Below are 13,636 nucleotides of genomic sequence, written 5' to 3' on the forward strand. Positions count from 1 at the left end.
AAGCACGCCGCCAGCGTTCGTCCTGAGCCAGGATCAAACTCTCCGTTGAAGACTCACAATCACACCCCGAAAGATGCAATCAGATCAAAAACCAGAGTCCGAAAACCCAGCAAAACAATCGCCAGCCGGAAATTAGCTGACTAAAAATGTCCGACCCTCCACACGGGGGCATGAAGAGCCGAAACCAAAAATAATTGGCACTGACATTCATCGACACACTATTGAGTTCTCAAAGAACACACGCACACACATCCGATCCGAATTTCTCCGGACTTTCTGTGAAGCAACTTTTCCAGCTTAGCTCATTCGTTCACCCGATCAAAATCGGGCTCCCGATCGAGCCAGTGTGATCGCCAGGCGCTCCTCGTCCTACCTCGTTTCCCGGTCCATCCGCTCGGCGTCTCCGCCTCGCTTCTCGGCTCCGGGTCGGTGTCCGTGTCGCTCTGACCTGGAATAAGTTACGCGGCGGATAACGCTTCGTCAAATCGCCTGTCCAACGCGCTTTTTCGCAGGTCAGAGACACGCGAACGGCGGTAAGCGAGCGCGAATGACACAAGTGTGATTCAGACCACCACAAGATCACTCCCAACGCCTCGGAAGACAATCGCGCCGCGCCCGATCTGCCGACAAGCCGCACTCAGCGCGGTTCCCGCGCGGCACGCAGCAATTTCGCCCCGAGCCCGGCAAGCAGGTCCCTCATCTCGGTGGGTTCGACGACCTCGAAGTCCAAGTCCAGGTGCGCGATGCGGAGGGCGGTCCACTCCAGCGAATCCGCGCAGGTGCGCAGTAGACAGGTCCGCTCGTCCAGCGGCTCGATCTCCTCCGCGCGCACGCGGAACGTTTCGGCCAGGGTTGCGGCGGAGGCATGCACCCGCAGGACCACAGGACGGACCGGCCTGGAGCGCGCCAGCTGGCTGGTCACGAAACTCGCCGCATCCTCGGTGGGCAGCGCGCGGGGTGCGCAGCGTATTCCGATCGGTCGCGGCGCGGTCAAGCGGTCCACGCGGAAGGTGCGCCAATCGGCGCGGTCGACGTCCCAGGCGACCAGATACCAGCGGCGGCCCGCGGAGACCAGGCTGTGCGGTTCGGCGAGCCGGCCGCTCTCGGTGCCGGTCTTGTCGCGGTAGCGGAACCGGATCCGTTCGCCGTCACGCGCGGCGGCGGCGAGCGTCACCAGCACTTCGGGATCGATCAGGGGCCCGGCAGCGGGGCCGCCGAGCGACACGGTGGTGGTGTCTATCGCGTCGACCCGGCGTCGCAACCGGGACGGCAGGACCTGCTGCAATTTCACCAGCGCGCGAGCGGCCGATTCTTCGATGCCCGCGATCGCGCCCTGCGCCGCGCCGCGCAGTCCGAGGGTGATCGCGACCGCTTCCTCGTCGTCGAGTAGCAGCGGCGGCAGCGCCGCGCCCGCTTCCAGGCGGTAGCCGCCGATCGCGCCGAGGCTCGCGACCACCGGGTATTCCAGCTCGCGCAGGCGTTCCACGTCCCGGCGCACGGTCCGCACCGTGACCCCGAGCCGCGCGGCCAGTTCGGGGCCGCTCCATTCGCGGCGGGTCTGCAACAGCGACAGCAGCTGGAGCAGTCGGGCGGCGGTCTGGGTCACGTCCTCGAGTATGGCGGCGAACGAGGACGAAATCCGACCTCATCCGTTCCTAGCGTGAGGTCCGTGCATGCAGATCGAGACACCATCAAGATCATCGGGGCTCGCGAGAACAATCTGCGCGACGTCTCGCTGACCATCCCCAAAGGCAAGATCGTGGTCTTCACCGGCGTCTCCGGCTCGGGCAAGTCGTCGATCGTCTTCGGGACGGTCGCGGTGGAATCGCAGCGGCAGCTCAACGAGACCTTCACCTGGTTCATCCGCAATCGGCTGCCCAAGTACGAGCGTCCCGAGGTGGAGGCCATCGACGACCTCGCGCCCGCCGTCGTCGTCGATCAGAAGCCGATCGGCGGCAATTCCCGGTCCACGGTCGGGACCATGACCGACATCCACTCGGTCATCCGCGTGCTGTTCTCCCGGCACAGCGTGCCGAGCGCGGGCGAGGCCACCCGCTATTCGTTCAACGACCCGCTGGGCATGTGTCCGGCGTGCGGTGGTCTGGGCCACGTGGTGCGGCCCGATCCGGACAAGCTGATCGATGCGGACAAGTCGCTCAACGAGGGTGCGATCACGTTCGGCCCGTTCGCGGTCGGAACATTCCAGTGGCAGCTCTACGCCGAGTCGGGACTTTTCGATCCGGACAAGCCGCTGCGGGACTTCACCGCCGAGGAATGGCAGCTGTTCCTGCACGGCAAAGGATTTCGGGTGCCGCGCAAGAATCGGAACGGATCGGCGGGGAACAACGCCTACGAAGGACTGCTGGAGCGGTTCGACCGCCTCTACATCAAACGTGATCTCGCCGCGCTGTCGGACAAGAATCGCGCGGCCGCCCGCGCGGTGGTCACCGAGAAGGTCTGCCCGGAATGCGGGGGCGCGCGGCTCAACGCCGCCGCGCTGGCGAGCCGGATCGACGGGCTCGGCATCGCCGACTACGGCAGGATGGAGATCACCGATCTCATAGACGTGCTCGACCGCTTGGACGATCCGGTGGCGCGGCCGATCGCCCAGGCAGCCGTCGCCAGGCTGCGGCGGATCGAGGAAGTCGGGCTCGGCTACCTTTCGCTCGATCGGGAGACCGCGACCCTGTCGGGCGGCGAGGCGCAGCGCCTGAAGGTGGTCCGGCATCTGGGCTCCAGCCTCACCGGCATGACCTATATCTTCGACGAGCCCAGCGTCGGCATGCATCCCCGGGACGTGGGACGGCTGAACACGCTGCTGCGCCGGCTGCGCGACAAGGGCAACACCGTGTTGGTGGTGGAGCACTCCCCGGACGTCATCGCCGTCGCCGACCACGTGGTCGACATGGGGCCGGGCGCGGGTTCCCATGGCGGGCAGGTGGTGTTCCAGGGCACGGTCGATCAGCTGCGGCTCGCGGAGACGCCGACCGGTGCGGGCTTGCGCCGGGTCCGCCGGGTGAAGGAGGACGTCCGTGAGCCTGCGGGATGGCTCACCGTGGCCGATGCCGATGCCTACAACCTGAAGAATCTCACCGTGCGCTTTCCCACGGGTGTGCTCACGGCGGTGACGGGTGTGGCGGGCTCCGGGAAGAGCACGCTGGTGTCCGGCGCGTTCGTCGCGACGTATCCGGAGGTCGTCGCGGTGGACCAATCCGCGATTGCCGCGTCCCGGCGCTCCAGCCCCGCTACCTATCTCGGCATCATGGACCCGTTACGTCAGCTTTTCGCCAAGCGGCACGGTGTGCGACCGGGCTTGTTCAGTTTCAATTCCGACGGAGCCTGCCGCGAATGCGACGGCGCGGGCGTGATCTTCACCGACTTGGCGTACATGGATCCGGTCACCACGGTCTGCCAGGCCTGCCACGGACGCAGGTACCGTCCGGAGGCGCTCGCCTACGAGATTCGCGGGGCGTCGATCGCCGACGTGCTGGAGATGCCCGCGGAGCAGGCGCTGAACTTCTGGGCCGAAGCACAGGACCGGCGGATCAGCACGCCGTTGCGGTCGCTGCTCGATGTCGGTCTCGGGTATCTCACCCTCGGCCGGTCGCTGTCCTCGCTGTCCGGCGGCGAACGCCAGCGCGTGAAGCTGGCCGATCACCTCCAGCGGCGCGCCGAAGCCACCGTCTACGTGCTGGACGAACCGACCACCGGACTGCACATGGCCGACGTGGACACCCTGGTCGGGCTGCTGGACCGGCTGGTCGACGCGGGCAACACGGTGATCGTCATCGAGCACGACCTCGATCTCGTCGCTCGGGCCGACTGGGTGATCGATCTCGGACCCGACGGCGGAAAGCACGGCGGCGAACTCGTTTTCGCCGGCACGCCTGCGGACTTGCTGACCGACGGCCGGTCGCTGACCGCGGAGTACTTGCGGGGCAGTGTTGTTGCCCGATGATCCCGCCACCGTGGACCTGATCGCGGCATCATGAACCTATGGCGACGCGGGAGGTGGTCCGAGCGGGAAGTTTCGCGCGGATCTACGACCCGAGCGCCGGGGAGCCGGAAGCCTGGTACATCAACGACCACACGATTGTTCGCGACGACGACGGGCGGTGGCACCTTTTCGGCATCACACATCCCGAACCGGCGGACCCGTTCGATGAAATCGAGTTCGCCCACGCCACCGCCGACCGGTTGGCCGGCCCGTGGACCAAGCATGCCTCCGCGTTGCGGGTGGACCGGAACTACGGCGAGACGCATCTGTGGGCGCCTTACGTGCTCGCGGCCCTGGGCCGGTACCACATGTTCTACGCGGCGGGCGGCGCCGACCGCACCGCCGCGGCGATGAACCTGGCGACCTCGCCCGACCTGTTCCACTGGACCAGGTCCGCGGCGGGGCCGCTGTTCCGCGACGGCTACGACGCGCGCGACCCGATGGTGGCGCGGGTGGGCGACCAATGGGTGATGTACTACTGCGCGACCAGTGCCCCGGACGGTGGTCACCACGTCGTCGCCTACCGCACCAGCACCGACCTCGTGCACTGGGGCGAGCGGCACATCGCGTACACGGACCCGGCAAAAGGCACCGAGGCGGGCAACACCGAGTCGCCCTATGTCCTCCGGCACGGCGGATGGTGGTACCTGTTCATCGGTCCGCGCCCGCATTACGTCGGCACCGACGTCTTCCGCAGCGACAACCCGTTCCGCTTCCGCATCGGCGACAAGGTCGGCCATATCGCGGCGCACGCCGCCGAGGTGGTCGAAGCGGACGGCCGCTGGTGGATCACCAGCGCGGGCTGGGGCCAAGGCGGGGTGCATCTGGCGCCGCTCGGCTTCCCGCGGGGGCGGGTCGTCAAAACGGTTCCGCGCTAAGCGGTCCGAAACACCGAGCCGAGCGCCATTTCGGCGAAACCCGTCTATGGGCGCGGTCTCGGCTGGTATCTGTTGAGCGAGTCGAACTCTCCGATCACCCCACCTACGGGAGGGACCGGCATGGCCCGTATCGGCATCATCAGCATCTCCGATGGCCGCGACTATGTGCATGCGGGCATCGCCGATTTCATCGCCTCCACCGAGGACCGGCTCGTGACCGCGCTGACGGCGGCGGGGCACGACGTGGTTCGCGGCGCGGCGCCGATCAGCGACAACGCGCTGGCAGGCACGGTAGCGCGCACGGTCGCCGCGGCGGGCGTCGATCTCACCGTTCTGCATTACGCGGTCTGGGCGTTTCCGCACTTCACGATGCTCGCGGCGGGCGCGATTCCCGGTCCACTGCTGTTGCTGTCGAATATCGACCCGGTCCAGCCCGGCATGGTCGGCATGCTGGCCGCCGGAGGCGCGCTGGACCAGATCGGGCGCAAACACAGCAGGCTGTGGGGTGATCCGTCCGATCCCGGACTGATCGAGGCCATCGGCGTTCGCGCGCGGGCCGCGGCCGCCGTGGCGAGCTTGCGCGGTTCGACCTTCGGGCGCTTCGGCGGGCGGCCGATGGGCATGAACACCGCGGTCGCCAACACCGATCAGTGGCAGCGCCGATTCGGCATCGACGTCGAGGAAATCGATCAGTGGGAGATCGTGCGGCGCGCCGAACTGGCCGACGCGGGCGAGGCGAAGGCCGCGCGCGAATGGCTGGAGCGGCACGCCGCAGGCGTGCACTACGACGGCGCGAAGCTCACCCCGCAGTTGCTGGAACGCCAGATCCGCTCGTATCTCGCGGTGCGCGAGCTGATCGCCGAATGGCGCCTGGACTTCTCGGGGATCAAGGGACAACCGGAGCTCACCCAGTATTTCGCCACCATGGACATCACCGAGGCGTTCCTCAACGATCCCTACGACTGGAACGGCCCGAAGGAACCGCACGTCTGCGCGACCGAGGCGGACATGGACGGCGCGCTGACCATGCAGCTGCTCAAAGCCGTCGCGGACACCCCGGTGCTGTTCGCCGACGTCCGCCACTATCACGCCGATCGGGACATCTGGGATCTGTGCAATTCCGGTCAGCACGCCACCTGGTTCGCCGCGCGCAGCGACGATCCGGCCGAGAACCTCGCGAAGGTGCATTTTTATCCGGAGGTGTTCTTCTTCCCCGCGGGCGGCGCATCGGTGCATCATCTGGCCGCGCCGGGCCGGATGACTCTCGCCCGGCTCACCCGGCTCGACGGCGACTACCGCATGCAGCTGATGCTCGGCGATTTCGAGCACTACGACGAGCAGACCAACGATGCGCTGATGAAGCAGTCGACCCGGGAGTGGCCGCACGCCTTCGCCCGGCTGGACGCGCGCGCCGAGGACTTCCTGAACCGGTTCGGGGCCAACCACATTCACGCGGTGCCCGGCGACCACCGGGAAGTCCTGCGTGCGACGTGCGGCTTGCTCGACATCACGGTGGACGAGTTCACGCGGTGACGATGTTCCTCGGCATCGACATCGGGACCTCGAGTTCCAAAGGCGTGCTCACCGACGCGCGCGGCACGATCGTCGCCAGGGCCGAGCGCGCCCACGAGGTGTCCATGCCGCGCCCCGGCTGGGTCGAGCACGACGCGGAGACGGTGTGGTGGGCGGATTTCGTCGCACTGGCCCGTGAGCTGGTGGCGGCGGCCGACGGCGCCACGCTCGCGGGCCTCGGGGTGTCCGGCATCGGACCGTGCCTGCTGCCCGCGGACGCGGAGGGAAGGCCGCTGCGCCCTGCCATCCTCTACGGCGTCGACACCAGGGCGAGCGCCGAGATCGCGGAGCTGAACGACGAATTCGGCGCGCGGGCCGTGCTCGACCGCGCCGGGTCGCCGCTGACCAGCCAGGCCGTCGGCCCGAAGGCCCGGTGGCTGGCCCGGCACGAGCCGGACGTCGCCGCGCGCACCGCGATGCTGCTGATGGCGAGTTCCTTCCTGGTGCACCGGCTCACCGGCCGCTACGTTCTCGACCATCAATCGGCCAGCCAGTGCGTGCCCCTCTACGACCTGCGCGAACGCGCGTGGGCGACCGACTGGGCCGAGCGGGTAGTGCCGGGCTGGAGGCTGCCGGAGCTGGCTTGGCCCACCGAGATCGTGGGCCGGGTGAGCGCGGACGCGGCGGCCGCCACCGGGCTCCCGACGGGGCTGCCCGTCACCACCGGGACCATCGATGCCTGGGCCGAGGCGGCCAGCGTCGGCGTCCGCGCCCCGGGCGACGCGATGATCATGTACGGCACGACCATGTTCCTGGTGCAGGTGCTCACCGACCCGCGGCCGCATCCCGGTCTCTGGGGTACCTGCGGCGCCTGGCCGGACACGTATACCCTCGCCGCGGGCATGGCCACTTCCGGCGCCGTCACCGACTGGCTGCGCAAACTCGTCGGCGGCGAGTTCACCGACCTGGTCGCCGCGGCCGCGGAGGTGCCCGCGGGCAGCAGGGGTCTGCTCGTGCTGCCCTATTTCGCCGGGGAGCGCACTCCCCTGTTCGATCCCGACGCACGCGGCATCGTCGCCGGATTGACCCTCGGGCACGGACGGCCCGAGCTCTATCGGGCGGTGCTCGAGGGCATCGGCTACGGGGTGCGGCACAACCTCGAGGCCATGACCGAAGCGGGCGGACGGGCGAGGCGTCTGGTCGCGGTGGGCGGTGGCACCAGGGGCGGGTTGTGGACCCGGATCGTCTCGGATGTCACCGGCCTGCCCCAGCAGTTGCCCGCCGAGACCGTCGGCGCGAGCCTCGGTGACGCCCTGCTCGCCGCCGAGGCCGCCGGGATCGAGACCTCGGCGTGGAATCCGATCGTCGACACCGTTCGCCCGCACCCCGAGCACGTCGCGAAATACGAGCAGTACTACCGGCACTACCGCGATCTGTACGATCGAACCACGAATATCGCGCACTTCCTCGCGGCCGAACAGCATCGTGCCGGGGCGGCTTCCTGAGCGCGAAATCCGTGCGACGGTGGACAGTCGCGACGCGGAACGATACGAGGACTTCATGCCCACGATCACCCTGACCCAGGACAATTTCGACTCCGTCGTCACGTCGCATCCGATCGTGCTGGTGGATTGGTGGGCCGGGTGGTGCGGGCCGTGCCGGTCTTTCGCTCCGGTGTACGAGGCTTCCGCGCAGCGGCATCCGCAGATCGTGCACGGCAAGGTCGACGTCGAAGCCGAGGTCGCGCTGACCGCCGCCGCGCAGGTGACGCAGTATCCGACCGTGATGGCGTTCCGGGACGGCCTGCTGGTCTATTCCGCGGCGGGCGCCATGGCGTCGGACGCGCTGGAGGACCTGGTGCAGCAGATCCTCTGGCTGGACATGGATCAGGTCCGCCGGGAACTCGCCCAGCAGGCCGACGCCCGGCAGCCGGCCGCGACCGGTGCCGTCACGGCGCACCGGGCCGGGCTCGCGCCGACCGCTCCCCGATACGGGTGGCCGGGACTGTGACCGCGCCGGGCGGTGAACTGTGGCGGCTGGACGGCACGCGAACGCGGTCGGTCAGCGCCGAGAATCCGACGGGGGCGCCCGGCGCGGGCGCGCGGGCGACCGACGGCACCGGAGCGCACGCGGCGCGGCTGCTCGGACCGGGATGGAAGATCTCCCCCTCGATCGCCCTCGCGCACGGTGGAACCGCCACGCTGGCCGACGTGTCCGGTCCCGGGGTGTTCCGGCATTTCTGGCTGACCACGGAGCGTTCCGTGCTGCGCGGGTTGACGCTGCGGATGACCTGGGACGACGCGACGCGACCCGCGATCGAGTCGCCGCTGGGCGACTTCTTCTGCAACGGATGGGGCGAGACGGCCCTGCTGAGTTCGGAGATGGTGGTGGTCGCGCCCGCGGGCGGATTGAACAGCTACTGGCCCATGCCGTTTCGGCACCGAGCGCGTATCACCCTCGAAAACCATTGCGGCCGTGAGGTTCCGGTGTATTACCAGGCGACCTATACCGAAGAGGACGTGCCGGACGACGCCGGGTATCTGCACACTCGGTGGACGCGGACGACGAGCTTGGGAAATCCCGCCGTCCACACCGTTCTCGACACGGTGCCGGGGCCGGGCCGCTACGTCGGCACCTATCTCGCCATCCGCCCTGGTGCGCCGGGATGGTGGGGCGAGGGTGAGGTCAAGTTCTTCCTGGACGGGGATACCGACCATCCCACCATTTGTGGAACGGGCACCGAGGACTATTTCGGCGGCGCCTGGAATTTCGACCTCGACGGGACGTACCGGACATACTCCACGCCTTATCTGGGGCTGCATCAGGTACTGCCGCCCGAGCAGATCTATCGAGCGGATCAGCGCTGCGGCATGTATCGATGGCATGTGCGCGATCCGATTTGCTTCGAGCGCGAGTTGCGCGTCACCGTGCAGGCCCTCGGATGGCAGGACGCGGAGACCTATCTTCCGCTGGAGGACGCCGATGTGGCGACCACCGCCTGGTGGTATCAGGGCTGATCGGGGCCTTCGCCATCCGGTGGGAGCGCCAGCAGTTCGTCGGCGCGTGCCAGCGCCGCGTCCATGCCTGCGGTGAGATCGTCCAACCCGGTCAGGCCGTCCAGCAGCCCGGCGAGTTCGTCCTGCACGGCGCGCAGTTCGGCGATCGCCGGGTCCACCCGGAACCACGCCACCGCGTCGCGCCACCACGGATCGCCGGACAGCCAAGCCCACAGCACGTCGCGCACCAGCACCGGGTCGGAGGTGTACATCTGGAAGGACTCGGTCGCCGAACCGGCACGGTGCTCCAGCTCGTAGACGCCGTCGGGCAGCAATCCGGCCCGTATCTCGTGCAGATCGGCACGGCTGAGTTCCAGCACGGCGTGTTCCGGCCCGGCCGGTTCACCGAGCAGCTCGCCGAGCGCGTCTTCGGTCAGTTCCGGCAGCCGCGTCCCGTCTCCCGTGCGGATGCGCACGTCGGTGGGGTCGATGCTCATCGCGCCAGTCTGCCCGATACGGCGGCGGAATACCCGAAACGCTCCGGTGCGTGGCGGCGAGGTGCAAGGTGATCGTATGGGTGTGCTCGAGACGATCGGACGGTTCGCCGGATCGCGCGGCGGGCTCGTCGTGCGAATGCGACCGCGTTCGATCCGCCCCCGTCCGCCGCGCGGCGGGTGCCGTATACGCGTCACGAGCGAGCTTCGACTGGGGCAGGCCCGATGACGACGGTGGCGGGAGTCGACAGCTCCACCCAGGCGTGCAAGGTCGTCGTCTGCGACGCCGACAGCGGTGAGATCCTCGCCCAGGGGCGGGCCACGCACCCGGAGGGAACCGAAGTCGCACCGGCCGCGTGGTGGGAGGCGCTGCGGACGGCGAGCGCGGGATTGCTCGACGACGTGGACGCGATCGCCGTCGCGGGGCAGCAGCAGGGCTTGGTCCCGCTGGACGCGGCGGGCATCCCGGTGCGGGACGCGCTGTTGTGGAACGACGTCCGCTCCGCCGATGCGGCGAAGGACCTGATCGCCGACCTCGGCGGGCCGGGGGCCTGGGCCGATGCCGTCGGCAGTGTGCCGGTGGCAGGCTCGACCGTCGCCAAATTGCGCTGGCTGGCCGACCACGAACCGGAACTCGCCGACCGCACCGCTCACGTCGTGCTGCCGCACGACTACCTGACCTGGCGACTACGGGGCGGCGGACCGGGACGCGTGCTCGAGCCGACCACCGACCGGGGCGATGCCTCCGGCACCGGCTATTGGTCGCCAGCCGGCGGCGGCTATCGCGAAGACCTGCTCTCCATGGCTTTTCGCGGACGCCGCCCGGCGCTGCCGCAGGTTCTCGGCCCGAACGAATCCGCGGGGCACACGCCGTCGGGCGCACTGGTCGCCGCCGGAACGGGGGACAACGCCGGTGCCGCGCTGGGCTTGGGCATCACGGACGGCGACGTGGTGGTCTCCCTCGGCACCAGCGGGACGGCATACGCCCGCACCGGGCATCCCGCCGCCGACGCCACCGGCGCGGTCTCCGGGTTCGCGGACGCCACCGGCGCGTTCCTGCCGCTGGTCTGCACGCTCAACGCCGCCCGCATCCTGACCTCGACCGCCGCTCTGCTCGGCGTGGATCTGCCCACGCTGGAATCGCTCGCCGCACAGGAGCCGCCCGGCGCGGACGGCGTCGTCCTGCTGCCCTATCTCGCCGGTGAACGCACACCCAACCTGCCGCATGCCGCGGGCAGTCTGCACGGGTTGCGGCCGGAGGCGATGCGCCCCGGCACGGTGGCCCGCGCCGCCTTCGAGGGGCTGCTGTGCCATCTCGCCGACGCGCTCGACCGCCTCATCGAGATCGCCGGGGTGACGCCGCGGCGCGTGCTGCTCATCGGCGGCGCGGCGCGCTCCCGGCTGGTGGCGGCGATCGCCGCGCAGGTCTTCGGCGTCACGGTGACGGTGCCGGAACCGGCCGAATACGTCGCGCTCGGCGCTGCCCGCCAGGCGGCGTGGGCACTCAGCGGCGCGTGCCGGCCGCCGACCTGGTCCGCATGCCCGGTCGCGGAGGTTGCGCCACCGGCCGATACCGCGTCCGGACGGGAGATCCGGGCCGAGTATCGCAGTGCTCGCCAGGCGCTCTACGGCTGACCGCGCTCGTCATCGCGATCCCCGGCCGTGCGCGCGGGGATCGGGATATACCCCATCCCGCGTTCCGGTTGGCCGATTTGTGTCGCCGGCTGGCGCCTCGACGGACAGAGGGGTTGGATCACCCTCGTCGAAGAGAGGTGGACGAATGACCGATACCCTGGTGCGGAGGGCGGTGACGGCGGAACGGACCGAACTCGCCGAACTCCTGGCCGGACTGGACGCCGAGGGCTGGGACGCTCCGACGCTGTGCGCGGGCTGGCGGGTACGCGAAGTGGTCGCGCACATCACCATGCCGTACCGCCTGTCGAGCGGACGCTTCACGCTGGGGATGATCGCGGCGTTCGGGAACTTCAACCGCATGGCCGACCGCACCGCCCGGATGGACGCCGCCACGCTCAGCACCTCGGATCTGCTGAAAACGCTGTGGGACAACGTCGATCATCCCTGGCGGCCGCCGGGCGGCGGACTGTCCAACGCGTTGAGCCACGATGTGATCCACGGATTGGACATCACCGTGGCGCTCGGCCTGGACCGCGTGGTGCCCGAGGAGCGGATGCGCTTGGTTCTGGACACGATCGATCCCAGGACCGTCAAACTGTTCGGCGCCGAGCTCGGCGGCATCGAACTGCGCGCCGACGACCTGGACTTCAGCTACGGATCCGGCACGGTGCTGTCCGGTCGCGCCCAAGACCTGCTGCTCGTCCTCTGCGGGCGCAAGTTGCCCGCCGGCCACCTCAGCGGCGAGCCCGCGCAGCGATTCACCAGACGCGAATGATCCGGGTGCCCGCTCACCGGCGGGCTTCGGCAAGCTCGCGCAGGTAGGCGGCCGTTTCATCGTCGGCGGGGAAGTACGCTTCGACCGCGATCTCGTCGAGCGTGATGTCGAAGGCCGCGCCGAAGGTCGTGATGGTGCTGAAGAACCCGAGCGGCGCGTCGCGGTGGCGCAGCCGGATCGGCAGCAGTATCTCGGCGGAGTCACCGTCCGCACCGCCCGGCGAGCCGTAGGAGCGCAATTCCTCGTACAGGGCCGCCAGGGCGGGATCTCCGGTCGCCATGACCTGGCGGGCCAGGCGAGGCAGCAGGAAAGCGCGGACCTGGTCGAGATTGTCCAGCCGGGAGGCGAAGCCCGCGGGATGCAGTCCGAGTCGCATCATGTTGATCGGTGGTTCGAGCAGTTCCGGAGCCACGCCGTCGAAGAACACGCCGACACAGGCATTGGCCTGCACCAGGTTCCAGCGCCGGTCCACCGCCAGCGCCGGATACGGTTCGTGCAGCCGCAGGACCCGCTGCACCGCCTCGCGGGCGCGCCGCAGCGCGGGATCATTCCAGTCGCTGCGCCGGAACTCGGGAGCGTGTCCGGCGGCGACCAGCACGCGATTGCGTTCGCGAAGCGGGATGTCGAGTTGCTCGGCCAAGTGCAGCACCATGGCGCGGCTGGGCGTCGTGCGGCCGGTCTCGACGAAACTGACGTGCCGGGCGGACACGTCGGCCTGGATGGCCAGGTCCAGCTGGCTCAGCTTCCGCCGGTGCCGCCACTCCCGCAGCAGTTCGCCCACCGGTCGATCACCGTTCATCGGCCAAGTATCACGGCGCCCCGTTCGCGCCCGCCATTACATGGCAGGTAATCGACACCCCGGTTCGCCCGCTGCCAGTGTCGGCGGCATGACGAAAGACAACACGGCACTGCGCAACAAGGAACTGCTCTCCAGCGGCTTCGCGGAATTCGCCGCGGGCAACCTGGACGTACTGCGCACGCTGCTGCACGACGATTTCCTCGAGCACAGTCCCGGGAATCCCTCGGGCAAGGAGGCCTTCCTCGAATTCATCGCACAGGCGGCGGTGACCAGGTCGAAGCTGGAGCTGGCACGGGTGATCGCCGACGACGACTACGTGGTCATGCATTACCGCATGGTCCCGCCCGGCGGCGAAGAGCCCGACCTGGCGGTGGTGGACATCTGGCGGGTGGCCGACGGAAAGATCGTGGAGCACTGGGACGTGGTGCAACCGGTGCCCGACCCAGGGCAGATCCCGCACGGCATGTTCTGACCCGGTGCCGGTCGGTTCATCGGGAACCGACCGGCACCGGTACGTCCGCATCGATCCGATCGTCAGCGGTCATCCGTC

The 13,636-nt window shown here is 69.0% G+C and carries 12 protein-coding genes; 9 read left to right on the forward strand and 3 right to left on the reverse strand.

What is annotated here, in order from left to right:
- Positions 1–637: 637 nt before the first annotated feature.
- The gene (locus U3653_RS21025; protein ID WP_195081773.1) at positions 638–1,606 is read right to left on the reverse strand and encodes a helix-turn-helix transcriptional regulator; all 969 of its coding nucleotides are present in this window, start codon (positions 1,604–1,606) and stop codon (positions 638–640) included.
- A 63-nt stretch (positions 1,607–1,669) separates the two neighbouring features.
- Here U3653_RS21025 and U3653_RS21030 point away from each other — a divergent pair, with 63 nt between their 5' ends.
- From U3653_RS21030 to U3653_RS21055, 6 genes are all read left to right on the forward strand, one after another.
- Positions 1,670–3,958, forward strand: a complete 2,289-nt coding sequence (locus tag U3653_RS21030) for an ATP-binding cassette domain-containing protein (protein ID WP_195081772.1) — start codon at positions 1,670–1,672, stop codon at positions 3,956–3,958.
- A gap of 38 nt (positions 3,959–3,996) precedes the next feature.
- Positions 3,997–4,875 carry a glycoside hydrolase family protein gene (locus U3653_RS21035; RefSeq protein ID WP_195081771.1) on the forward strand — a complete coding sequence of 293 codons (879 nt, stop codon included), beginning with the start codon at positions 3,997–3,999 and terminating at the stop codon, positions 4,873–4,875.
- Positions 4,876–4,995: 120 nt separating this feature from the next.
- The gene (locus tag U3653_RS21040) at positions 4,996–6,408 is read left to right on the forward strand and encodes an L-fucose/L-arabinose isomerase family protein (RefSeq protein ID WP_195081770.1); all 1,413 of its coding nucleotides are present in this window, start codon (positions 4,996–4,998) and stop codon (positions 6,406–6,408) included.
- Between the two features lie 2 nt (positions 6,409–6,410).
- The gene (locus U3653_RS21045) at positions 6,411–7,892 is read left to right on the forward strand and encodes an FGGY-family carbohydrate kinase (RefSeq protein WP_195081805.1); all 1,482 of its coding nucleotides are present in this window, start codon (positions 6,411–6,413) and stop codon (positions 7,890–7,892) included.
- A gap of 55 nt (positions 7,893–7,947) precedes the next feature.
- Positions 7,948–8,397, forward strand: a complete 450-nt coding sequence (locus tag U3653_RS21050) for a thioredoxin family protein (RefSeq protein WP_195081769.1) — start codon at positions 7,948–7,950, stop codon at positions 8,395–8,397.
- Positions 8,394–9,404 (forward strand): glycoside hydrolase family 172 protein, encoded by a 1,011-nt coding sequence (locus U3653_RS21055; protein ID WP_195081768.1) that lies wholly within the window; start codon positions 8,394–8,396, stop codon positions 9,402–9,404. The genes U3653_RS21050 and U3653_RS21055 overlap by 4 nt, the downstream gene beginning before the upstream one ends.
- Here U3653_RS21055 and U3653_RS21060 read toward each other — a convergent pair.
- Positions 9,395–9,880: a hypothetical protein gene (locus tag U3653_RS21060; protein WP_195081767.1), complete on the reverse strand. Its 486-nt coding sequence runs from the start codon at positions 9,878–9,880 to the stop codon at positions 9,395–9,397. The genes U3653_RS21055 and U3653_RS21060 overlap by 10 nt on opposite strands.
- A 222-nt stretch (positions 9,881–10,102) precedes the next feature.
- Between U3653_RS21060 and xylB the strand changes: the two genes are divergently transcribed.
- Together xylB and U3653_RS21070 are read left to right on the forward strand one after the other, a co-directional pair.
- Positions 10,103–11,512, forward strand: coding sequence for a xylulokinase (xylB, locus tag U3653_RS21065; RefSeq protein WP_195081766.1), 1,410 nt, complete (start codon positions 10,103–10,105; stop codon positions 11,510–11,512).
- 145 nt (positions 11,513–11,657) lie between these two features.
- Positions 11,658–12,287, forward strand: a complete 630-nt coding sequence (locus tag U3653_RS21070) for a maleylpyruvate isomerase family mycothiol-dependent enzyme (RefSeq protein ID WP_195081765.1) — start codon at positions 11,658–11,660, stop codon at positions 12,285–12,287.
- A 13-nt stretch (positions 12,288–12,300) separates the two neighbouring features.
- Here U3653_RS21070 and U3653_RS21075 read toward each other — a convergent pair whose 3' ends face one another.
- On the reverse strand, positions 12,301–13,086 hold the full coding sequence (locus U3653_RS21075) for a helix-turn-helix domain-containing protein (RefSeq protein ID WP_195081764.1): 786 nt from the start codon (positions 13,084–13,086) through the stop codon (positions 12,301–12,303).
- Between the two features lie 88 nt (positions 13,087–13,174).
- On the opposite strand from U3653_RS21075, the gene U3653_RS21080 reads away from it, so the two are divergent.
- Positions 13,175–13,558 (forward strand): nuclear transport factor 2 family protein, encoded by a 384-nt coding sequence (locus U3653_RS21080; RefSeq protein WP_195081763.1) that lies wholly within the window; start codon positions 13,175–13,177, stop codon positions 13,556–13,558.
- The last annotated feature ends 78 nt before the right edge of the window (positions 13,559–13,636 follow it).

It is taken from the genome of Nocardia implantans (assembly GCF_035544775.1).
GTDB lineage: Bacteria > Actinomycetota > Actinomycetes > Mycobacteriales > Mycobacteriaceae > Nocardia > Nocardia implantans.

Coding starts and splice junctions, on each gene's coding strand:
- U3653_RS21035 (WP_195081771.1), top strand. CDS start 3,997: ATGGCGACGCGGGAGGTGGTCCGAGCGGGAAGTTTCGCGCGGATCTAC.
- U3653_RS21040 (WP_195081770.1), top strand. CDS start 4,996: ATGGCCCGTATCGGCATCATCAGCATCTCCGATGGCCGCGACTATGTG.
- U3653_RS21045 (WP_195081805.1), top strand. CDS start 6,411: ATGTTCCTCGGCATCGACATCGGGACCTCGAGTTCCAAAGGCGTGCTC.
- U3653_RS21050 (WP_195081769.1), top strand. CDS start 7,948: ATGCCCACGATCACCCTGACCCAGGACAATTTCGACTCCGTCGTCACG.
- U3653_RS21060 (WP_195081767.1), bottom strand. CDS start 9,880: ATGAGCATCGACCCCACCGACGTGCGCATCCGCACGGGAGACGGGACG.
- xylB (WP_195081766.1), top strand. CDS start 10,103: ATGACGACGGTGGCGGGAGTCGACAGCTCCACCCAGGCGTGCAAGGTC.
- U3653_RS21070 (WP_195081765.1), top strand. CDS start 11,658: ATGACCGATACCCTGGTGCGGAGGGCGGTGACGGCGGAACGGACCGAA.
- U3653_RS21075 (WP_195081764.1), bottom strand. CDS start 13,086: ATGAACGGTGATCGACCGGTGGGCGAACTGCTGCGGGAGTGGCGGCAC.
- U3653_RS21080 (WP_195081763.1), top strand. CDS start 13,175: ATGACGAAAGACAACACGGCACTGCGCAACAAGGAACTGCTCTCCAGC.